Origin of the sequence: Paenarthrobacter aromaticivorans (assembly GCF_019038615.1) — a bacterium.
Lineage (GTDB): Bacteria > Actinomycetota > Actinomycetes > Actinomycetales > Micrococcaceae > Arthrobacter > Arthrobacter aromaticivorans.
On the sequence record NZ_JAHOPC010000008.1, the window covers coordinates 1 to 21,440 of the forward strand.

The 21,440-nt window shown below is 61.1% G+C and carries 21 protein-coding genes, 1 tRNA gene and 1 other RNA gene; 16 read left to right on the forward strand and 7 right to left on the reverse strand.

Translation table 11 applies throughout. The annotated features are described in order from the left end of the window. Positions 1-1,728: pyruvate dehydrogenase (acetyl-transferring), homodimeric type (aceE, locus tag KSW38_RS13440; protein WP_216925643.1), on the reverse strand; the 1,728-nt coding region annotated here is incomplete at its 3' end. A gap of 381 nt (positions 1,729-2,109) precedes the next feature. On the opposite strand from aceE, the gene KSW38_RS13445 reads away from it, so the two are divergent. From KSW38_RS13445 to KSW38_RS13475, 7 genes are all read left to right on the forward strand, one after another. Then, positions 2,110-2,529, forward strand: a complete 420-nt coding sequence (locus KSW38_RS13445) for a DUF3052 domain-containing protein (protein WP_216925434.1) — start codon at positions 2,110-2,112, stop codon at positions 2,527-2,529. After that, on the forward strand, positions 2,526-3,029 hold the full coding sequence (locus tag KSW38_RS13450) for a peroxiredoxin (RefSeq protein ID WP_216925435.1): 504 nt from the start codon (positions 2,526-2,528) through the stop codon (positions 3,027-3,029). Before KSW38_RS13445 ends, KSW38_RS13450 begins: the two co-directional genes overlap by 4 nt. 23 nt (positions 3,030-3,052) lie before the next feature. Beyond that, complete coding sequence (locus KSW38_RS13455; RefSeq protein WP_254186486.1) at positions 3,053-3,982, forward strand: NAD-dependent protein deacetylase; 930 nt, start codon at positions 3,053-3,055, stop codon at positions 3,980-3,982. A 55-nt stretch (positions 3,983-4,037) separates the two neighbouring features. Next, positions 4,038-4,113 (forward strand) — tRNA-Val (locus KSW38_RS13460). Between the two features lie 106 nt (positions 4,114-4,219). Beyond that, positions 4,220-4,510, forward strand: a complete 291-nt coding sequence (locus KSW38_RS13465) for a tudor domain-containing protein (protein WP_216925437.1) — start codon at positions 4,220-4,222, stop codon at positions 4,508-4,510. A gap of 249 nt (positions 4,511-4,759) precedes the next feature. Next, positions 4,760-5,554 (forward strand): IclR family transcriptional regulator, encoded by a 795-nt coding sequence (locus tag KSW38_RS13470; protein WP_216925438.1) that lies wholly within the window; start codon positions 4,760-4,762, stop codon positions 5,552-5,554. A gap of 158 nt (positions 5,555-5,712) precedes the next feature. Continuing rightward, complete coding sequence (locus KSW38_RS13475) at positions 5,713-7,071, forward strand: MFS transporter (RefSeq protein ID WP_216925439.1); 1,359 nt, start codon at positions 5,713-5,715, stop codon at positions 7,069-7,071. An 85-nt stretch (positions 7,072-7,156) separates the two neighbouring features. Here KSW38_RS13475 and KSW38_RS13480 read toward each other — a convergent pair whose 3' ends face one another. Next, positions 7,157-8,224: a D-2-hydroxyacid dehydrogenase gene (locus KSW38_RS13480; protein ID WP_216925440.1), complete on the reverse strand. Its 1,068-nt coding sequence runs from the start codon at positions 8,222-8,224 to the stop codon at positions 7,157-7,159. Between the two features lie 70 nt (positions 8,225-8,294). Between KSW38_RS13480 and KSW38_RS13485 the strand changes: the two genes are divergently transcribed. Genes KSW38_RS13485 through KSW38_RS13495 form a run of 3 tightly spaced genes read left to right on the forward strand, consistent with a single transcriptional unit; the run spans position 8,295 to position 11,067 of the window. Next, positions 8,295-9,194, forward strand: coding sequence for an NAD(P)-dependent oxidoreductase (locus KSW38_RS13485; RefSeq protein WP_216925441.1), 900 nt, complete (start codon positions 8,295-8,297; stop codon positions 9,192-9,194). 53 nt (positions 9,195-9,247) lie between these two features. Continuing rightward, complete coding sequence (locus KSW38_RS13490; RefSeq protein ID WP_216925442.1) at positions 9,248-10,018, forward strand: SDR family oxidoreductase; 771 nt, start codon at positions 9,248-9,250, stop codon at positions 10,016-10,018. Next, positions 10,018-11,067, forward strand: coding sequence for an L-idonate 5-dehydrogenase (locus KSW38_RS13495; RefSeq protein WP_216925443.1), 1,050 nt, complete (start codon positions 10,018-10,020; stop codon positions 11,065-11,067). The genes KSW38_RS13490 and KSW38_RS13495 overlap by 1 nt, the downstream gene beginning before the upstream one ends. Here the strand turns inward: KSW38_RS13495 and KSW38_RS13500 are convergent. Next, positions 11,064-11,792, reverse strand: a complete 729-nt coding sequence (locus KSW38_RS13500) for a FadR/GntR family transcriptional regulator (RefSeq protein WP_216925444.1) — start codon at positions 11,790-11,792, stop codon at positions 11,064-11,066. The genes KSW38_RS13495 and KSW38_RS13500 overlap by 4 nt on opposite strands. A 232-nt stretch (positions 11,793-12,024) precedes the next feature. Here KSW38_RS13500 and gndA point away from each other — a divergent pair, with 232 nt between their 5' ends. Continuing rightward, the gene (gene gndA, locus KSW38_RS13505; protein ID WP_216925445.1) at positions 12,025-13,461 is read left to right on the forward strand and encodes an NADP-dependent phosphogluconate dehydrogenase; all 1,437 of its coding nucleotides are present in this window, start codon (positions 12,025-12,027) and stop codon (positions 13,459-13,461) included. Between the two features lie 113 nt (positions 13,462-13,574). Beyond that, positions 13,575-14,408 (forward strand): oxidoreductase, encoded by an 834-nt coding sequence (locus tag KSW38_RS13510; RefSeq protein ID WP_216925446.1) that lies wholly within the window; start codon positions 13,575-13,577, stop codon positions 14,406-14,408. 5 nt (positions 14,409-14,413) lie between these two features. Here KSW38_RS13510 and epsC read toward each other — a convergent pair whose 3' ends face one another. From epsC to msrA, 3 genes are all read right to left on the reverse strand, one after another. Beyond that, a complete protein-coding gene (gene epsC, locus KSW38_RS13515; protein ID WP_216925447.1) occupies positions 14,414-14,998 on the reverse strand; it encodes a serine O-acetyltransferase EpsC in 585 nt (194 codons plus the stop codon). 41 nt (positions 14,999-15,039) lie between these two features. Then, positions 15,040-15,975, reverse strand: a complete 936-nt coding sequence (gene cysK, locus KSW38_RS13520) for a cysteine synthase A (protein ID WP_216925448.1) — start codon at positions 15,973-15,975, stop codon at positions 15,040-15,042. A 66-nt stretch (positions 15,976-16,041) separates the two neighbouring features. Then, entirely contained in the window at positions 16,042-16,566 is a 525-nt protein-coding gene (gene msrA / locus KSW38_RS13525; RefSeq protein WP_216925449.1) for a peptide-methionine (S)-S-oxide reductase MsrA, read from the reverse strand. A 124-nt stretch (positions 16,567-16,690) separates the two neighbouring features. Here msrA and KSW38_RS13530 point away from each other — a divergent pair, with 124 nt between their 5' ends. Further along, positions 16,691-17,602, forward strand: coding sequence for a Nif3-like dinuclear metal center hexameric protein (locus tag KSW38_RS13530; RefSeq protein WP_216925450.1), 912 nt, complete (start codon positions 16,691-16,693; stop codon positions 17,600-17,602). Between the two features lie 90 nt (positions 17,603-17,692). Next, complete coding sequence (locus KSW38_RS13535; protein WP_216925451.1) at positions 17,693-18,430, forward strand: zinc ribbon domain-containing protein; 738 nt, start codon at positions 17,693-17,695, stop codon at positions 18,428-18,430. Between the two features lies 1 nt (position 18,431). Here KSW38_RS13535 and KSW38_RS13540 read toward each other — a convergent pair whose 3' ends face one another. Further along, positions 18,432-19,196, reverse strand: a complete 765-nt coding sequence (locus KSW38_RS13540; protein WP_216925452.1) for a YaaA family protein — start codon at positions 19,194-19,196, stop codon at positions 18,432-18,434. A 57-nt stretch (positions 19,197-19,253) separates the two neighbouring features. On the opposite strand from KSW38_RS13540, the gene rnpB reads away from it, so the two are divergent. Together rnpB and KSW38_RS13550 are read left to right on the forward strand one after the other, a co-directional pair. Beyond that, an RNA gene (gene rnpB, locus KSW38_RS13545) (RNase P RNA component class A) lies at positions 19,254-19,645 on the forward strand. A gap of 285 nt (positions 19,646-19,930) precedes the next feature. Continuing rightward, positions 19,931-21,418 carry a glyceraldehyde-3-phosphate dehydrogenase gene (locus tag KSW38_RS13550; RefSeq protein WP_216925453.1) on the forward strand — a complete coding sequence of 496 codons (1,488 nt, stop codon included), beginning with the start codon at positions 19,931-19,933 and terminating at the stop codon, positions 21,416-21,418. Positions 21,419-21,440 lie beyond the last annotated feature (22 nt).

Here is a 21,440-nt window from a genome sequence, read left to right on the forward strand (position 1 = left end):
GTCCACGGAGAGGTAGTTCTGGCCCTTGGGGTTGTAGATTTTCGCGGTGGGGAAGAACGCGTCCATGCCGAAGGTGCGGGATTCATCCGGGACGACGGGCACGAACCGGGCACCGAAGTTCTTATCCCGCATGAGGTCTTTCAGGAGCCGGACGAAGGCCATGGTGGTCGCGGCTTGTTGTTTGCCCGATCCGCGTTTGGCGACTTCGTAGGACTTGGCCTCGGGCAGGGTGACGGGGGTGTGGGTGCGGCGGCGTTCGGGGACGAACCCGCCAAGTTCGGCCCGGCGTTCCATGAGGTATTTGATTTCCGGGGCGTCCATGCCGGGGTGGTAGTACGGGGGCCGGTAGAGGTCCGCGTCGAGCTGGTCATCGGTGATGGGGATGCGCAGGTGGTCACGGAAGGCCTTGAGGTCTTCCATGGTCAGCTTTTTCATCTGGTGGGTCGCGTTGCGGCCTTCGAAGTGCGGGCCCAGGCCGTAGCCCTTGACGGTTTTGGCCAGGATCACGGTGGGTTTGCCCTTGAACTCCACCGCTGCCTTGTACGCGGCGTAGACCTTGCGGTAATCGTGCCCGCCGCGTTTGAGGCCCCAGATCTGTTCATCGCTCAGGTCCGCGACCATGTCCTTGGTGCGGGGGTTCTTGCCGAAGAAGTGGTCCCGGACGAACCCGCCGGACTCGGCCTTGTAGGTCTGGTAGTCACCATCGGGGGTTTCGTTCATGATTTTCACCAACGCCCCGTCGGTGTCCTTTTCCAGCAGGGAGTCCCATTCCCGGCCCCAGACGACCTTGATCACGTTCCAGCCCGCGCCGCGGAAGAACGCTTCGAGTTCCTGCATGATCTTCCCGTTGCCCCGCACAGGCCCGTCCAGGCGCTGGAGGTTGCAGTTGATCACGAAGTTCAGGTTGTCCAGGTTCTCGTTCGCTGCCAGCTGCAGCAACCCGCGGGACTCGGGCTCGTCCATTTCCCCGTCGCCCAAAAACGCCCAGACCTGCTGGTCGGAGGTGTCCTTGATGCCCCGGCCCTGCAGGTACCGGTTGGACTGGGCCTGGTAGATCGCGTTCATCGGCCCGATGCCCATGGACACGGTCGGGAATTCCCAGAAGTCCGGCATCAACCTGGGGTGCGGGTACGAGGAGAGGGCGTGGCCTTCCTTGGACTTTTCCTGGCGGAACCCGTCCAGGTCCGCTTCCGAGAGGCGGCCTTCCATGAACGCCCTGGCGTACATGCCCGGGGACGCGTGTCCCTGGAAGAACACCTGGTCCCCGCCCGAGGGGTGGTCCTTGCCGCGGAAGAAATGGTTGAACCCGACCTCGTACAAGGTCGCCGCGCCCGCGTAGGTGGAAATATGCCCACCCACCCCGATATCGGACCGCTGCGCACGGTGGACCATGACCGCGGCGTTCCAGCGCATGTACGCACGGTACCGGCGCTCGAACTCCTCGTTCCCGGGGAACTCCGCTTCCTGGTCCACCGGGATCGTGTTCACATAATCAGTGGTCGTCACCATCGGCACACCCACCGACCGGGCACCAGCACGCTGCAACAACGAACGCATAATGTACTGGGCACGCTCCGTGCCCTGCTCCGCGATCAACGCATCAAGGGACTCAATCCACTCCGCGGTCTCTTCCGGATCACGATCAGGCAGCTGGGCAGTCAACCCGCTGAGGATGTGTGAGGTCTCTTCTCCTGCAGCCACGTCCAACCTTCCTTTAGGCGCATGCATCGGCGCCTCAGGTCTGGCAGGGTAACTGCCCGTCATGAACGCGTCGTGTGCGACATCTCGGTTTCAACAGCCCGGTCGGATGCGCCGGGCAGGTCTTGTGAGCGCATGGCTGCCCAGTAGAATTCCTCGGGGCGATCGCCCTGCAGCCAAAGCGCTCATGGCCACTCTAGCTTTGACAGCGCTGGGATGCGTAGCCGTGGGGCTTCAGGGGCGTTGTATGTCACACCTTGGCGCTCTCCGTGACGGACGCCACGCGATTGTCACAGCTTCGAAACACCCTAGGTAGTGCGGAATATGCGTCATCGCAGGGACAATGGCTTGAAGCACACGCCCAAAGGGTGTTGGCTGTTAGTAATGGAAGTCACTTCAAAAGGAGGAAACGTGAGCGAGGCCGACGCCGCCACATCGGTAAATGTGGCGGAAAGATTGGGTTTCAAAGACGGGGATCTGATTCAGGAACGCGGCTACGACGACGACGTCGATTTCGACTTGCGTGACGACATTGAAGATGTCACGGGCTCTGAGCTGTTGGATGAAGATGATCACGACGTCGTAGACGCTGTTATTTGCTGGTGGCGGGACGGCGATGGTGACCTGGTCGATGCTCTGATGGATTCGCTCACCACCTTGAAAGAGGGCGGCGTGGTGTGGGTTCTGACCCCCAAATCCGGCCGCGACAACTACGTCTCTCCGGCGGACATCCAGGACGCGGCGCCCACGTCGGGGCTGCACCTGACCACTTCTGCCGGGGTATCCAAGGACTGGAGCGCCACCCGCTTGGTGCCGAAGAAGAACAAGTGACGGAAGTCCAGCAAGCGCCGGCCCCCGTACTCGTTCCCAGCGTCGGAGAGGTAGCGCCTGACTTTGAACTGCTGAATCAATATGGCGAGCCCGTCCGTTTATCGGATTTCAGGGGTCGCAACGTTGTGGTGGTGTTCTATCCGTTCGCGTTCTCCGGCATCTGCACTGGAGAACTGTGTGAGATTCGCGACAATATCGGCGCTTTCGAAGACTCGAACGCCACGGTCTTGGCGATCTCCGTGGACAGCAAATTTGCTTTGCGCGCGTATGCGGAGCAAGAACGCTACGAGTTCGATCTTTTGGCTGATTTCTGGCCACATGGAGCTGTGGCACAGGCTTACGGTGTCTTTGATACCCAGAGTGGGATGGCTCTTAGGGGAACGTTCATCATTGATGCCGAAGGATTGATCCGGTATGTGGTGGTCAATCCCCGGGGACAGGCGAGGGACCTCGCAGGCTACCGCCAGGCGCTCTCTGAATTGAGAGTGCAGCAGGGGTGAACCAAGTGCGGCCCGGTGTTGGCATGACCGGCTTCGCCAGCATGGAGCCGGCTACCCGTGCCACTTTGGAGGCCGGAGCCGAGACGGCGTTGCAGGAGGCCGTGGACATCCTTGGCGGCAAGCGGCTGGCCATGCTCACCGGTGCCGGACTGAGCACCGATTCGGGAATTCCTGACTATCGGGGGCCTGGTTCAGCGCCACGGAGCCCCATGACCTATCAGGAATTCATCGGCAGTGCTGCCAATCGACGGCGGTATTGGGCCCGGAACCATATCGGCTGGTCCCACCTGCGGCATGCTGATCCAAATGCCGGCCACGCCGCCGTCGCCCTCATGGAACGGCGGGGCCTGCTGACCGGACTCATCACCCAAAACGTCGACAGGCTCCACGAGGACGCCGGGAGCACTAATGTAGTGGATCTGCATGGGCGCTTCGATCAGGTGATTTGCCTTGAGAACGGACACATTTTTTCCAGAAGGCTGCTCGCCGCCATCCTTGAGGAGCTGAATCCGGGGTTCGTAGCAGCAGCGCTTGAGGCGGGCGTGGTGGAGATGGCACCAGACGCCGATGCCACCGTGGAAGATCCAGAGCTTATAAAGTCATTCGTGGTGGCAGTTTGTCCTGTCTGCGGCGGCACGCTGAAGCCTGACTTCGTCTACTTTGGCGAAAATGTTCCAAAAACCCGCGTCGAACGGGCGTATGCCATGGTGGACGCAGGAGAAGCTCTCTTGGTTGCCGGCTCCTCGCTCACTGTGATGAGTGGGTTGAGGTTCGTGCGCCATGCGGCGAAGGCAAGCAAGCCGGTGGTCATCATCAACAGGGGATCCACGCGAGGTGATGAATTTGCCGCCCTGAAACTTGAAGTGGGAGTAAGCGGCGCCCTGGATTATCTCGCGCGGAATTTGCCCGACCTTTCTGAAGAGGGGGACTCGATTGGTGTTTCGCCCGAGTGATCATGTAGAGTCATTGTTCGTTGGTTGAAGCGCTAAGGCACTGAAACTGAACTTTGGGTCTTTAGCTCAGCTGGTAGAGCGCCACGTTTACACCGTGGATGTCATCGGTTCGATCCCGGTAGGACCCACCAAGAAACCCCGCCATCCTGGGCCGCAACGGTTCGGAATGGCGGGGTTTTCCTTTTCCCGAAAAGTACCTGACGCAAAAAGTCAGTGCCCGCCCCTAGTGTCTGGCTCATGGAACAGGTATACATCCGCACTACAGGGGGCGGCACGGCAACTACAGTGGTCCGGAGCGGCCGGGAATGGCAGATTGCCGAAGAGCCGTTCCGATGGTTCGAGAGGGTGCCGTGGTGGGAGAGCTCCAAGAGAATGCCCCGGGGGCAGGGCCGCGTGGATGTTGAGGTCCTGCAAGTCCAAGTGCGGCTGGGAACCAACGCCAGATCCAGCCTGGCAACCTGGGAACTCGTGCGGGACGGAAGCGGTGGGGGCTGGTACCTGCGTGGCGACGAGCGGGCGGCTGCGTAGGATTCGCGCCGGGAAATGGATGAGCTCTCCACCACGACTATTGGGGGATGCCGCGGTGGAGAGCTCGAAAATGAATATACAGCGAACTTTTCGGTTTGGAAAGTAAAGCCCGCCTTGAGGCCTTGTGTGTCGGCAAAGTCCCCATTCCTCCCGGCAGCAGAGCAGGCAGTCACACTATGATGGGTAGTGTTCAGCTGATTGAACAGCCGGTTCGACGCGACGTCCGGTTTGATATGACGAAGGAGAATCATGGCCGATTCCCGCATTGCCCGCTCCGAAGGACTGGGCGCCTCATCGCCAGCGCCTGCGGTGACCCGCGCAGCGGCCGTTCTGGAAGCATTGGCAGAATCGCCGTCGGGCCGCCTCACCCTTAGTGATCTGTCTAGGGAGTTGGGAATCCCTAAGTCTTCCACGTCCAATCTGCTGCTGGCGCTGGAAGAAGCGCGGCTTATTACCAGGCAGGGCGCGGACTTTGGCTTGGGGCGAAAGCTCGTGGAGCTGGGTGCAGCCTACTTGAGCCGTTTGGACGAAGTGCAGGAGTTCTACAAATACTGTGAACAAGCACCCACCCTGTCCGGAGAAACTGTCCGCATCGCCATGCTGGACGGGGACCACGTCATTTACCTGGCGCGTTATGAGGGTCATCCTGCAGTTCGACTGACGTCCAACATAGGCGACAAGATGCCCGTCTCCCTCTGCAGCGTAGGAAAGGCGCTCCTGGCGCAATTGCATGATCACGACATCGACGCCATGTTCCCGGATGGCATGGAACTTCCGGTCATGACGCCGAATTCGCTTCGCACGGCCGAGGAACTGAAGGCGCAGATCGCCACGATCCGCAAGCAAGGTTTTGCCTTTGAGGACGAAGAATCCACGGTCGGCGTGGTTTGCCTCGCCGTTCCCGTGCCCACCCACGGAGCACATGGTCCTAGCCTGGGACTTTCTGTTACCGCATTGAAGGCTACTTATTCAGAGGAGCAGGGTGCGCTCATGGTGAAGGAACTCAAGGACCTGGCCCGTTCCTTGGGGAATCCGATGGGTTAATGCCGTGCTGCACGTCACATTCGTCGGGTTTTGAATAAATCTGATTTCAATCTTGGCAGCGTGTTCATCAAGCTGTACGCTGTTCATCATAGTGATCTTGGCGGTGATGCCATCACTATCTCGTCGGGCCAACGGGGGCCTGGGGTGATTTTGAGGGAGTGCTTGTGACAACTCGTACTAATGCAAAGCTCGCAGCTGAGGCTGACGATTCAGTGGTTGAGCCGGAACAGCTTCGCAGGGCGACGCTGGCCAGCTCCGTGGGTTCTGCCCTGGAGTACTACGATTTCTACATCTATGGCCTGGCCTCGGCCTTGATCTTTGGCCCCTTGTTCTTCAAACCTTTGGGGGAGAGCGGGGCTTTGATCGCATCCTTTGCCACCTATGGCGTGGGATTTGCGGCCCGGCCGTTCGGCGGTATTTTCTTCGGATTCATCGGAGACAGGTTTGGCCGCAAAATGGTCCTCTTGCTGACAATTGGCATGATGGGCCTCGCAAGCTTTGCCATCGGCCTGCTCCCTACCTTTGAGCAAGCCGGAATGCTCGGCGCTGTACTCCTGGTGACCTTGCGAATCATCCAGGGCTTGGGTGCCGGGGCGGAACAGGCTGGAGCCACAACCCTGATATCGGAAGTCGCTCCGCCGAAGCGTCGCGGCTACTTCGCGTCGCTCCCATTCGTGGGCATTCAACTCGGAACCCTCTTGGGCGCCGGAACCTTCGCACTGTTGCAGTTGGCAGATAAGGATGCTTTCGAGGCATGGCTCTGGAGGGTGCCATTCCTTGCCAGCTTCGTCCTGATCATTGTTGCCGTCTTCATTCGCCTGAGGTTGAAGGAAACCCCGGTATTCCAGGAATTGGAGAAGCACAAGAATGTGGTCAAGAACCCTGTCGGCCAACTTTGGAAGCACTCCAGAAGGAACGTGCTGGTTGGTATAGGACTCCGTATGGGAGAGAACGGCAATTCCTCCATCTATTCGGCCTTGCTGATCTCCTTCATGTCGGTCAAGGAAGGTGTCTTCCCTGGAGACAAATTCATTGGCCCTGTGGGACTTCTGATTGCCGCTGGATTCGCTGCCGTCATGGTGGTGACGTTCGGAGCACTGTCTGACCGCTTTGGCCGCGTGCGGGTTTACCGCTATGGCGCCTTGTTCCAGGCTGTATTCGCCATCCCCGCGTTCTATCTGGTGACTCTCGGAAACGTGACGCTCGTATGGGTAGTCATGGTGGTTGGTATCGCGCTGGGTGTCCAGTCCATGCTGGGCCCGCAGTGCCCGTTGCTACCTGAACTGTTTGGTTCCCAGTACCGCTTCACCGGAGTTGCGCTCAGCCGGGAAATCTCTGCGGTGCTGGCAGGCGGCCTTGTGCCCCTGCTCGGCGCCATCCTCCTGGCGGCCACGCATAACTCCTGGGTTGTCCTCGCGGTCTACTCGCTCGTGTTGGCCCTGATTTCCTTCATCACGACATTCTTTACGCCTGAAACAGCAGGACGGGACCTGCTTGCACTTGAGGACGCCAGGTAGCACGCCGGTAGCCGCCAAACTTTGGCACAAAAAAGGCTCCGACCCCTTTGGGGTCGGAGCCTTTTGCATCAGGACTTGCTGGGGCCTAGTAGAAGTGAACCGGATCCACCAGGTGGGGAAGGTCGCCACCGTCCAGGAATGTACGGAGGTTGCTGCAAAAACGCTCTGCGATGAGGCGGTTTTCGGCCGAGCTAAGTGCGGACGTGTGCGGCGATACCAGTACCTTGGGGTGGTTCCACAGAGGGCTATCCTGCGGGAGCGGCTCTATTGCAAAGACGTCCAAGCAGGCATAGCCAACCTGACCGGTGTTGAGGGCCTCAAGAAGGGCGTCCTCGTCCACCACTGTGCCACGGCCAACGTTGACGAACACGCTACCCGGCTTCATTGCGGAGAAGATCTCGGTGCTGAACAGCTTCTCTGTGTACGGAGTGCCGGGAAGTGTGTTCACTACGGCGTCAGCGTCGGCAACCAGAGCCGCAAGGCCGTCATTGTTGGTGACCTCGTCGATGCCTTCAATGGCCTCGACGTTACGTTTGGTGCCGCTTACCTTCATGCCCAGGGCGCGGGCGATTCGTGCGGTTTCCATGCCGATCTCGCCAAGCCCGGCTATGACCACCTTGGATCCGTTGACCAACTTGGTGGGTGTCCGCAATTGGGGCCAAACCTTGGCCGCTTGGTCCTGGGCCATGTCGGCGCTGCGCTTGAAGCCGTTAAGGATGCCAAAGGCGGAGAATTCCGCGAGCGGCAAGGCGTGGACTCCGGCAGAGGTAGTGACGCGGAATTTTCGGAGCGTCTCAGTATCGAGGCCCGAAGCCTTGACGGCTCCGCCAGCCCCAGCGGCCATGGCGTGAATCCATTGAAGATGGGGATTGCTCCGGGCAATCCGGGCAAGGCCGGACGGGCTTTCGTTAGGGAAGCCGTACAGAATCTGGGCCCGGTTGAGCATGGCCCAGTAGCGCTCTTCCTGCTCCGGCGTCCGCTTGAAATCCGGGTCCCCACTGTGGTCGGCCGGGAATCGCTCGGGCGGAAGGAGGTCTGGTTCGTACAGGACAGTTACGGAGGGATCTACGGCGCGAATGCGCTCCACATGCTCAACTTCGAGCGGCACAGCGATCGCGATGATAAGTTCATCAGTCGTCATGGTGTTCATCATACTGAATGGAGGCTAGGATATTGAACAGATTGCGTTTTGATGCACACAAAGAAGTGAGGTTCTTCACGACATGACCAGCAAACGTGTGGGTTTCGTAGGCTTGGGCCTCATGGGGGCTCCCATGGCTGCCAACATCGCTAAAGCAGGATGGGTTGTCAGGGCATGGAACCGTTCCGACTCTGCTTTCGAAGGCCTTGCCAGCATCAACCGGGTGGGCAGTGTTGCCGGACTCCGGGACGAACCAACCATCGTTTTTATGCTTCCGGATCTACCGCTCATCGAAGAGGCCGCAACAGACTTGCTCGACGCCTGGCGGAGTGAACCGCCGAAGCCGGGCACCGTCGTCGTGGTTATGAGCAGTGTTTCTCCAACGGAAGTGCAACGCTTCGGCGAAAGAGTCCATCAGGCCAGCGGCGGGAACGCCGTGGTGGTGGACGCCCCGGTCAGCGGCGGCACCACAGGCGCCGAAAACGGATCCTTGGCCATCATGGCAGGGGCGTCCGAAGCGGACTTTGAACGGCTTCAGCCGCTCTTTGAAACTATGGGAACAACGGTCCGCCGCATGGGGCTGCTGGGGTCGGGCTCGCTCGCCAAGGCGTGTAACCAGCTGATTGTCGGAACCACGACGGCGGCACTCGCGGAGGCTGCTGAACTTGCCGAACGCTCCGGAATGGATGTTGCCGCCCTGTATGAAGTCCTCGCTGGAGGCCTGGCAGCAAGCCGGGTGCTGGAGATTGTCGGGCCACGCTTGGCGGCCAAGGACTATACGCCCACCGGGCCGGCCAAGTTCATGCACAAGGATTTGGCGTTCGTGGTCCAAAGCGCCGAAAGTGTGGGCTCCCCGGTACCCATTGCCTCTGCGGCAATCCAGCTCTACGGCGAACTCAAACGCCAAGGACTTGGCGATCAGGACCTCGCCGTCGTCCGCCAGGCGATAGCCAATCTTGCCATGTCTTCGGCTGCCAATTGAGTACCGGCCCCAACTAAAGGACCTGTCCAGACAAGAAGGAATGCAAAAGAAACATGAGTGGATTGTTTGATCTGAGCGGCCGTGTTGCGTTGGTGACGGGTTCGAGCCGGGGGATTGGTAACGCGTTGGCGCGGGGTTTGGCTGATGCTGGTGCGACGGTGGTATTGAACGGGATCAATCCCGAGCGTTTGGAAGCTTCACGGGACGCTATGGCGGCTGGCTTCCCTGCAGGGAGGGTGCACAGCCGGGCGTTTGATGTGACGGATGCGGTGTCGGCTGCCGAGGGGGTGGCGTGGATCGAGGCCAATGTTGGTCCGTTGGAGATCCTGGTGAACAATGCCGGGGTCCAGCACCGGGTTCCCATGCTTGATCTGGACGTCAGGGACTGGGACCGGGTGATCAGCACGGATTTGACGAGCGCTTTCCTGGTGGGCCGGGAAGCGGCCCGTCACATGATTCCCAGGGGCAGGGGGAAGATCATCAACATCTGTTCGGTCCAGACGGACCTTGCACGCCCGACGATTGCCCCGTATGTGGCGGCAAAGGGCGGGCTGCGTAACCTGACCCGGGCGATGACTGCGGAGTGGGCTGCGTCGGGGTTGCAGATCAACGGGATCGCGCCGGGGTATATCCATACCGAAATGACGCAGAACCTGGTCGATGATGAGGCGTTCAATTCCTGGATCCTGGGCAGGACCCCTGCCCACCGGTGGGGGACGGTCGCTGACCTTGCCGGGCCTGCTGTGTGGCTGGCGTCGGAGGCGTCCAATTTCGTCAATGGCCAGACGATCTTCGTTGATGGCGGAATGACGGTGGTGGTCTGATGGGCATCAATCTTCCCGGCTCCGGTCCTGCGGTGGTTGCCCACGGCAAGGGGGACCTGCGGATCGAGGACGTTGCGTTGAAGGCTCCGGCGCCGGATGAATCGATCGTGGAGATCGCCTACGGCGGGATCTGCGGCTCGGACCTGCACTACTGGTTGCACGGCGCCGCGGGGGAATCGGTCCTGAAGGCCCCGATGGTCCTGGGCCACGAAATTGTTGGCACCGTTCTCCAGCAGGCAGCTGACGGCAGCGGCCCGGTGGCCGGCACCTCGGTGGCCGTACACCCGGCCACTCCGGCCCCGGGAGGCGCCCGCTACCCGGCGGACCGGCCCAACCTTTCACCCGGCTGCACGTACCTGGGCAGCGCGGCCCGCTATCCGCACACGGACGGGGCGTTCAGCCGGTACGCAAACCTGCCCTCGCGGATGTTGCGGGCCCTGCCGGAGACTCTGGATCTGCGGACCGCGGCGTTGGTGGAACCGGCCAGCGTCGCCTGGCACGCGGTCGCCCGGGCCGGTGACGTGGCCGGAAAGACGGCCCTGGTGATCGGCAGCGGCCCGATCGGTGCCCTCGCGGTCGCGGTCCTCAAACGCGCCGGCGCCTCCCGGATTGTGGCGGTCGATATGCATGACAAGCCACTGGAAATAGCACGCGCCGTGGGTGCCGACACCGTCCTGAAGGGCGACGACGCGGAGGCCATCGCGGCGGTGGAGGCCGACGTCGTTATCGAGTCCTCAGGCAGCCACTACGGTCTGGCTTCGGCGATCAAGGGCGCAACCCGGGGCGGGAAAGTGGTCATGGTGGGGCTGCTGCCCTCGGGCCCGCAACCGGTCTTTATCTCCCTGGCCATCACCCGCGAACTGGAACTCTTGGGATCCTTCCGCTTCAACAACGAAATCGACGACGTCATCGCAGCACTGGCCGACGGGTCCCTGTTCGTGGACCCCGTGATAACGCACGAGTACGACCTCGCCCATGGACTTGAGGCATTCGACGTAGCCAGGAACTCAGCCCAATCCGGCAAAGTCCTGCTGAACTTCCAGGATTAGTTTTTCGCCACCGGTACGAAGACGCGGGGCTGGTCGTTCCAGCTGGGGGCCAGCTCCGCGATCGTTTGGCGCATTATTTTTCCGGCCGCATCCCTGGCCTGCTGACCATCGCCAGCGTCGATGGCGTGCGCGACGTCAATATGCCACTGCAGCGCCTGCTTCTGGGGGTGCTCCGGCATAAGTCCGTGCACCGTACGTCCGGTCAGGGTCTCTGTAACCTGGCCAATCAGATTGGCAAACATCTCGTTTCCAGAGCCGGACAGCACCAGTGCATGGAAGCGGATGTCGAGGTCAAGGAACCGTGGCATGTCTCCGGCGTCGCCGGCTTCCTTCATGGCCAGCGAAATATCCACGAGTTCCCGGCGAAGGGTTTCCGGAGCGTTCCCAGCTGCGAGCTCCGCAGCAACAGGCTCGACGGCGGAACGCAGCTCAGCGAGCGACCTCAGTTGGGCGCCACGGCCTTCCCCAGCCAGGCGCCAGCGAATGACCAACGGATCAAAGGGATTCCAACGATGGGCCGGGAGGACGCGGATTCCCACACGCTTGATGGTCTCCACCAGGCCCAACGACTGCAGGACGCGGACGGCCTCACGGACCACCGAGCGCGAAACGTTGAGCTCGTCTTCCAAATGTTCGGCCAGCATGACGTGGCCGGTGGGAAGGGCGCCGCCCACAATCCGGGTTCCCAGATGCTCTACGGCTCGGTGGTGGAGGCTGGTTGACATAGAGGTAAGCATAGTGGGGCGAACACGTTCCGCGTGTAGCATCCGATGCCGCTTGGCGCCGTGCGGAAGTCCCGCACATCATAGACTGTTTATGACGCGGCGCCGTTCCAAAACGTGGGCGCCGCTTTCCCGCTCATGGCTTAAATACGTATGGTTTATTACAGCCCCTGGTTATGAAATCGCTTCCTGCGTGTCCGCAGGACTGTTTGTACACGATCGAATTGGAGTTTTGATGTCAGCACACATCGGTGTCACCGGCCTTGCGGTGATGGGCGCCAACCTGGCCCGCAACCTGGCCCGCAACGGCTTCACTGTGGCTCTCCACAACCGCTCCGTGGAAAAGACCGACGCCCTGCTGGAAAAGCACGGCACGGACGGCGACTTCATCCGCACGGAAACGCTGCAGGAACTCGTCGACTCCCTCGAAAAGCCCCGCCGTGTCCTGATCATGGTCAAGGCGGGCGCTCCCGTGGACAACGTCATCGAGCAGCTCGAACCGCTGCTCGAAGCCGGCGACATCATCATCGATGCCGGTAACTCGCACTACGAGGACACCCGCCGCCGCGAAGCCGCGCTGGCCAAGAAGGACCTGCACTTCGTCGGCGTCGGTGTTTCCGGTGGCGAAGAAGGCGCCTTGAACGGTCCCTCCATCATGCCCGGTGGCTCCAGGGAGTCCTATGACGCCCTCGGCCCGCTGCTGGAGAAGATTGCCGCAAAGGTCGACGGCGAACCTTGCTGCGCCTGGATCGGCACCGACGGTGCCGGCCACTTCGTCAAGATGGTCCACAACGGCATCGAATACGCCGACATGCAGGTCATCGGTGAAGCATTCGATCTCCTCCGCTCCGGCGCCGGCATTGAGCCCGCCGAGCAGTCCAAGATTTTCGCTGAGTGGAACAAGGGCGATCTGTCCTCCTTCCTGATCGAAATCTCCGCCGAGGTCCTCGGCCATATTGACGCCAAGACCGGCAAGCCGTTCGTTGACGTCGTCGTGGATGCCGCAGGCCAGAAGGGAACCGGACGCTGGACGGTCATCTCCGCCCTGGAACTCGGCTCCCCGGTCTCCGGCATCGCAGAGTCCGTTTTCGCCCGCGCACTGTCCTCACAGGCCGAGCAGCGCAAGCTTGGCCAGGAACTGCTGGCTGGCGAAGAAGCCTCCGTGGAGATCCCTGAGACGTTCGTTGAGGACGTACGCCAGGCGCTGTACGCCTCCAAGTTGGTTTCCTACGCCCAGGGCCTGGACATGCTGACCTCCGCTGCCAAGGAATACGGCTGGGACCTCAAGCTGGACGAGATCGCCTCGCTGTGGCGTGCAGGTTGCATCATCCGCGCAGAACTCCTCAAGGACATCACCAAGGCCTACGCTTCCGAGGAGAAGCCTGCCAACCTCCTGTTCGCGCCGGCTTTCACCAAGGCCATCGCTGAGGCCCTCCCGGCCTGGCGCCGCGTTGTAGCCACCGCTGTCCAGCTCGGCATTCCGGTACCGGTGTTCTCCTCCTCGCTGGCATACTACGACGGCCTGCGTCGCAAGCGCGTTGCTGCTGCGCTGATCCAGGGACAGCGCGACCTCTTCGGTGCGCACACCTACGGCCGCGTTGATGCCGAAGGTACGTTCCACACGCTGTGGGGCGAAGACAAGTCCGAAATCTCGGCAGTCGACACCCACTAAGGTTCCTCAGCAAGGCCGGTTCTTCCCAGATACGCTGGGAGGAGCCGGCCTTTGCCGTGTCGGAACGGGTACTGGGCCATCGCGCGGGTGCCACGAGCCAAGGAGCCAATGCCATGACCGAACGCATCGCTTTCGTCACGGGGGCGTCTACCGGCATTGGTTTTGAGACGGCGCGCGCCCTGAGGTCCGCAGGTTTCATTGTCTACGCCGGCGCGCGTCGGGTGGAGAAGATGCATCCACTTAAGGCGCAGGGAATCACCGTCATGCACTTGGATGTCACCATCGAGGACTCCATGGCCTCAGCTGTGGCGCTTGTTGAAGCAGCACACGGGCACATAGATGTCCTGGTGAACAACGCAGGGTACGGCTCCTACGGCTCCCTGGAAGAGGTTCCCTTGGCCGAAGGCAGGCGCCAGTTCGAGGTGAACGTGATGGGTTTGGCGAGGATGACGCAACTCGTCATTCCCAGGATGCGGGATGCGGGTTCTGGCCGGATCATCAACGTCTCGTCCATCGGCGGAAAGATTTATGAGCCCCTGGGCGCTTGGTACCACGGGACCAAATTCGCAGTCGAGGGAATGAGTGATTCCTTGCGGCTTGAGTTGAAACCGCACGGCATCGACGTCGTCCTCATCGAGCCCGCCGGAACGGACACCGAATGGGGCACCATTGCCGGGGAAGGCCTGTTATCGGCGTCCGCTAGAGGTCCATACAAAGGGCAGGCCCACGTCATGGCAGCAGCCTTGGCGTCAACATCCGGCCAGCTGATATCTACGCCTCCGAGGGTAGTGGCCAAGGCAATAGTTCGCGCGTCAACGGCAAAACGCCCCAAGACCCGCTACCCGGTGGGTAGGGGAGCCTGGAGCGTCCTGGCCTTACGGAGGGTTCTTCCTGACCGCGTCTTTGACGCCGTGCTGTGGAACTCCTACAAGAGGTTTACTGGCTAGCTCAGCTAGATCCGGTATTCGATGTAGTACTCAGCCGGGTCAACCGCCGGCTTGGTTTCGGACTTCGCGTCGCGGTGCCGCCATGTCGCCGGAATGCCCGTGATGATCGACTCCGGGGGAGCGTTCTTGACCACTACGGCGTTCGCACCGATTGCGCTGTCTGCACCGATCGTGATGGGACCCAGGACCTTGGCGCCTGCGCCGATGGTCACACGATCCCCGATGGTGGGATGACGCTTGACCTTGGCCAGGGAGCGGCCGCCGAGTGTCACGCCGTGGTAGATCATGACGTCCTCGCCGATTTCAGCAGTTTCACCGATAACGACGCCCATGCCGTGGTCGATGAAGAAACGCCGGCCGATGGTGGCGCCGGGATGGATTTCGATGCCCGTCAGGAACCTCGCCAACTGGGAAATCAGGCGGGCGGGAAAACGAAGGGCCGGGTTTTGCCAGAGCCGGTGGGTCACGCGGTGTGCCCAGATGGCGTGCAGGCCGGAGTAGGCGAAAAAGTTCTCAAAAGAACCTCGAGCCGCCGGGTCATGTGACCGGGCGGCGTCGAGGTCTTCCTTAAGCCTTGCGAAGAAGCTCACAAAGACCTTTCTACAGGAAATGAATGCTAGTGGGCGAAGTGTTAGCCGCGGATATCGTCAAAGAGGACAGTGGAGATGTAACGCTCTCCGAAGTCCGGCACGATCACGACGATGAGCTTGCCCTTGTTCTCCGGGCGCTTGGCGACTTCCAGCGCACCCCATACTGCGGCACCGCCGGAGATGCCGGCGAGGACGCCTTCCTTGGAACCCAGGGCGCGAGCGGTGGCAACCGAGTCCTCAAGGGTAACGTCGAGAACTTCGTCGTAGACGTTGGTGTCCAGGACCTCCGGGACGAAGTTGGCGCCCAGGCCCTGGATCTTGTGGGGACCCGGGCTGCCGCCATTAAGAATGGGGGAGTCCTTGGGCTCAACGGCAATGATCTGGACCTCGGGCTTGCGCTCCTTAAGGACCTGCCCGACGCCGGTCACGGTACCGCCGGTTCCGATGCCGCCAACAAAGATGTCTACTTCGCCGTCGGTGTCCGCCCAGATTTCCTCGGCAGTGGTGTTGCGGTGGATCTCCGGGTTGGCCGGGTTGGCGAACTGCTGAGCCCAGATGGAGTTCTCCGTGTTGGCAACAATTTCCTGGGCCTTTTCAACGGCGCCGCGCATGCCTTCGGAACCGGGAGTCAGGACGATCTCTGCACCGTAAGCGCGAAGCATGACACGACGTTCGGTGGACATGGTCTCAGGCATGGTCAGGATGACCTTGTAGCCTCGCGCGGCACCAACAAGGGCCAGCGCGATTCCGGTGTTACCGGAGGTGCCTTCCACAATTGTTCCGCCCGGCTTCAGGGCGCCGGACTTTTCGGCGGCGTCAATGATGGCCACGCCGATGCGGTCCTTCACGCTGTTGGCCGGGTTGTAGAACTCAAGCTTGACCGCAACGGTGGCCTCAAGGCCTTCGGTCAGCCGGTTCAAACGGACCAGCGGAGTGCGGCCGACCAGCTGGGTGACGTCGTCGTAGATCCTTGCCATGAAGATTATGCCTATCTCTGAAGAGGGAATGCTGAGGTCAGCCTAACCAGCCGCATCGAAACCCTGCTAAGCAGTTAGCCATGCAGAGTAATATTTCCGCGCTTTGGCCAGTTTTGGATTGATGATGACCTGGCAATAGCCCTGGTACGGGAATTTGGCGTAGTAGTTCTGATGGACTTCCTCTGCCTCATAGAACTCGGGTAGCCGGCTCACTTCCGTCACAATCGGATTGGCCCAGAGTGCTTGCGCGCGCTCGATGGCTTCTTCGAAGAGGATCTTTTCCTCCGTCGTGGTGTAGAACATTGACGAACGGTATTGGGTACCTGTGTCGTAGCCCTGCCGGTTCAGCGTGGTGGGGTCGTGCAGCGCGAAGAACATGTCAAGAATGACTTCCTCCGGCACCACGGTTTCGTCGAATGTCACCGCAACTACCTCTGCATGGCCGGTCGTTCCCGAGCAAACGTCATAGTAGTCAGGGTTTCGGACATGGCCACCCGTATAGCCGGAGACCACGGAACTGACGCCGCGGGTTTTCTGATAGACGGCATCAAGGCACCAGAAGCATCCACCACCAAGTACAAAAGTTTTCATGATCTCTTCAATGGATTGGAGGGCCTGATGATTCCCGCAATACCTTACGGGAGAATAACGCCGCTGGGCAGGTACGGCAGCAACCAAGACTGCCCCATCCGGCCCAGTAGGTAAGAATAAGAGTATGGAAGCAGTAGACACCGCCATTTCTGATGCGGATTCCGGCGACGACGCCGGGACAGTGGAAGCGAGCGGAGACCCAACCCTTGGCCAGGTGTTGCTTGCTGTTGAGGAACTCTGGCCGGAGTCCTTGGCTGAGGATTGGGACGAGGTGGGCCTCGTAGTTGGACGCCCCAACACACCCGTCACCAAGATCCTGTTTGCTGTGGATCCCACCCTTGCTGTCATCGACGAGGCCATTGAGTGGGGTGCCGGGCTCTTGATAACCCATCATCCGCTGCTGCTCAAAGGCGTGAACTCCGTCGCCGCTACCTCGGCCAAGGGCTTGGCGGTGCATCGGCTGATCGAAGCGGGCACCGGACTCCTGACGGTCCACACCAACGGTGACTCCGCAGTCGGCGGCGTATCCGACGTATTGGCGGACGCCTTTGGCCTGGAGAACGTTGCTCCGCTTACTCCTGCCGCCAATGGCTTGCCCGAGGAAGGCATTGGCCGGGTTGGTGATCTTCCTGAGCTCATGACTCTTGGCGATTTCGCTGCCCGCGTCTTTGGGATGCTCCCCGCGGTGGCCGGAGGGGTCCGCGTGGCCGGTGACAAGGACGGTCTGCTACGGCGCGTCGCCGTCTGTGGTGGCGCTGGGGACAGCTTGTTCGATGCCGTCAGGGCCAGCCATGCGGATGTGTACGTGACGGCCGACATGCGGCACCACCCGGCGTCGGAAGCGCGGGAAGGCGCCGTCAACGGCCGTCCCTACCTCATTGACGTTTCGCATTTTGCCAGTGAATGGCTGTGGCTGCCCGTAGCCGCTGAAGCGCTCGGCAATGTACTTACAGATCAGGGCTACGACGTCGAGATCCGCGTGAGCAGCACCAATAGCGATCCCTGGGACTTCATACTCACTCCCGGCGGGGACTAGAGTCTAGAAGACACGGACGAACCCACTCAACAGTGGCCGTCCATCCGGAACTGATTCCCAGCTCCGGAAGCGACACAAGCGGAGGTAAGCGTGGCGAAAGCAGCACCGGCAGAACAACTGAAATTGCTTGAACTGCAGGGACTGGACGCCAAGCTCAAATCGTTGGCCGGCCGCCGGAAGGTGCTGGAAACAGATCCACGGATAGCTGACCTGCAGGATGCACTGAATGTAGCCAATGGTGAACTTGGCGCCGCCAAGATGGCGGTGCACGACGCCGAAGCCGAACTGCGTCGTTCCGAAGCGGACGTGGAGCAGGTCACCTCCCGCATCGAACGTGACGAGGCCAGGCTCAACAGCGGAACCGGTCTCTCCAAGGACCTGGTGGCGCTTCAGAGTGACATCGCATCCCTTAACAAACGCCGCTCGGACCTTGAGGACGTTGAGCTTGAAATCCTGGAGCGTTTAGACACCCTGCGGGAGCGCCAGGCCGCGCAACAGACCATCGTGGATGACATCCAGGGTTCATTTGCCGGCATCCGCGCAGAATTGGATGAGGCGATTGCTGAAATCGCCGCCGAGGAAACCCTGGTCCGCGGGCAACGTGCCGCGTTCGCGGAGGCCCTCGACGCCGGAATGCTTGCAGTCTATGAGAAGACGATCGCCAAGCGCGGCGTGGGCGCCGCCAGGCTCTTTCACGGTAAATCGGAAGGTTCAGGCATGATGCTCAGCCCCGGCGACCTCGCTGAAGTCAAGGCTGCGGCTGACGACGACATCGTTTTCTGCCCGGACTCCGGATGCATCCTGGTCCGTTCGGCGGAGTGGAACTGACCTAGCTGCCCAGAATGATATTCAGGGCGTGTGGCTTGCGGGCCGTGCCGGAAACGAGTTCCGCCATCCAGACCTCCGTGGCCGCTTTCAGCAGTTGATCAGGTGTTGCGGGCGCCTTGCCACGCCTGGTCAGCAGATGCCTGGCAAACTCACCCCGCGTGTGTTTGGCGAAGTGGCTGACCACCGTGCGCTTGCCGTTTGCCTCGTTGAAAACATTCACCGTCACGGTTTGCGGTGCTGGTGGAGCCCACGCAGCTGCATACGTGCTGGAGCGGCAATCAACCAGCAATTCTCCTTCAGCCCGTTCGGCGAGGGCCGCATTCAGGTTCGGCTTCCAGAACGAGGCGAGGCGTCCGACGTCGGGCAGTGCCGTTCCCATGGAAAGCCGGTAAGCCGGCACATGGTCACCAAAACCGATGGCACCCCATAATGCCGAAACCACCAAAATCGATTCGGTTGCCTTGCGTCGTTGGGCCGGCGTCATGGAATTAAAGCCGAGCGCGTCATACAGGACTCCGGAGTAGACCTGGTGGGCCGGCGCCGCTGGTTCCGCATGCAGCCGGGTATTACGTTCGACGTCGTCCTTCAGCGAGGCGCCGACGCCAAGCAATGCCAGGGCGTCCTCGTGCGCGCTAACCGTGCCCAACGATTCCAGGACCTTGGCGCGGTACGGGTTGAGCTCCGGAAAGCTGAGCGACTCCCATTCGACGGCGGGACCTTTGACGGCGGGGGTCTTGCCTTCGGAAGGCGGCAGCAGAATCAGCACCAGACGATATTACCGGGGACGGAGGCAACCCTCGACGCCGGTAGACTGTACGGCGGATGGGTTGACCAGGCGGTCGCGCGTCACGCAAGTGGCTCGAGGAACGTCCGGGCTCCGCAGAGCAGGGTGGTGGGTAACGCCCACTCGGGGTAACCCGCAGGCCAGTGCCACAGAAAACAGACCGCCTGCGTGTGGTGATGCTTGCATCAGCACACGGCAGGTAAGGGTGAAACGGTGGTGTAAGAGACCACCAGCTCCCTGGGTGACCGGGGAGGCTAGGTAAACCCCACCCGGAGCAAGGCCAGACAGGACACGTTTGAGGGCTGCTCGCCCGAGTGTCCGGGTAGGCTGCTGGAGGGCGCCGGCAACGGCGTTCGTAGATGGATGGCCGCCACTCCTTTGCCGGCAACGGCAAGGGATGACAGAACCCGGCGTATCGGTCAACCCATCCACACATTTGCCACTGAGGTCCCAAGCATGTGACTACATTGTGACTGCCATGTGAGTGATTTCACGCTCCCCGGCGCCCAAGAGGGCACCCTTCCGCCTTAGACTTGTTATGAACGTAGATGTTCTGCCGCCGGGACTGCGTTCGCAGCCGGCGGTCTTTTCTTTGCAATCGTTCAAGGCGCTGTGGGCGGACCGAAGCCCGGCCAGTGCTCGTGCCGCAGGATTACTCCGGGCGGCCGCCATCTGCATACGAGGACGTATGTGGTTGACCCAAGGAAGGTAGTTCTGTGAGCCAGACGTCAGATTCTTGTCTTGATAAGTGGATGGGCCGGGAGGCTCTCGCCGAGGCCATGATTCCGGTAATCGGCCGGTTGTACCGGGAAAACAACGTGGTCACGAGCATCCACGGCCGGAGCCTGATCAACAAGTCGACCATGAACATCCTGAAGGCCCACCGCTTTGCGCGCCGGATGAGCAACACCGAGCTCCTGCTCGAAGAAACTGCACCCCTGTTGAACGCGCTTGCTGAGCTGGAACTCGGCGCGGCTGCGATCGACATTGCCCGTCTCACGGAGAAGTTCCGCGTCGAGGGCCACGGCACCTCCTTGGATGAGTTCCTGCGGTCTGAGCTCGCCGAAATCGTCGGAAAGCGTGGCGCTGATGACCGCACCAGCACCGACGTCGTGCTGTACGGCTTCGGCCGCATCGGCCGCCTCCTGGCCCGCATCCTGATTGAAAAAGCCGGTGGCGGGCATGGCCTGCGGCTGCGTGCCATCGTCGTCCGCAAGGGCGCCGAGAACGACCTCGTCAAGCGCGCCAGCCTCCTGCGCCGCGACTCCGTACACGGTTCCTTTGAAGGAACCATTCGCGTGGACGAAGAAGCCAACACCATCACCGCCAACGGTGTTCAGATCCAGGTCATCTACTCCGACAACCCCGCAACCGTGGACTACACCGCCTATGGCATCGAGGATGCCCTGGTAGTGGACAACACCGGGCGTTGGCGCGATGCTGAGGGCCTGTCCCAGCACCTGCAAAGCAAGGGTGTTGCGCGCGTCCTGCTGACGGCGCCGGGCAAGGGCGATCTGAAGAACATCGTCCACGGAATCAACCAGTCCGACATCTCCGATGACGACAAGATCGTCACGGCTGCGTCGTGCACAACCAACGCCATCACGCCGGTGCTGAAGGCCATCAACGACAAATTCGGTATCATCCACGGCCACGTTGAAACGGTGCACTCGTTCACGAACGACCAAAACCTGATCGACAACTTCCACAAGGGCGATCGCCGCGGCCGTTCGGCGGCCCTGAACATGGTTATCACGGAGACGGGTGCAGCCAAGGCTGTTGCCAAGGCGCTTCCGGAACTCCAGGGCAAGCTCACCGGCAACGCGATCCGCGTACCTACCCCGGATGTGTCCATGGCGATCCTCAACCTCAACCTTGCCAAGGGCACCACGCGCGATGAGGTTAACGACTACCTCCGCGAAATGTCGCTGCACTCGCAGTTGCGCAAGCAGATCGACTACATCGACTCTCCGGACGTTGTCTCCACCGACTTCGTCGGTTCCCGCCGGGCAGGCATCGTTGATGGCCTGGCCACTATTTCCAACGACAAGAACCTCGTTCTCTACGTTTGGTACGACAACGAATTCGGCTACTCCTGCCAGGTAGTCCGTGTCATGGAGGAAATGGCCGGCGTAAACCCGCCGTCCTTCCCTGCCCGCGACATCGTGGCGCCTATTGCAGTGCTTGAGGCAGCGAACGCCTAAGCCGGAAGTATTCACGGGTTTC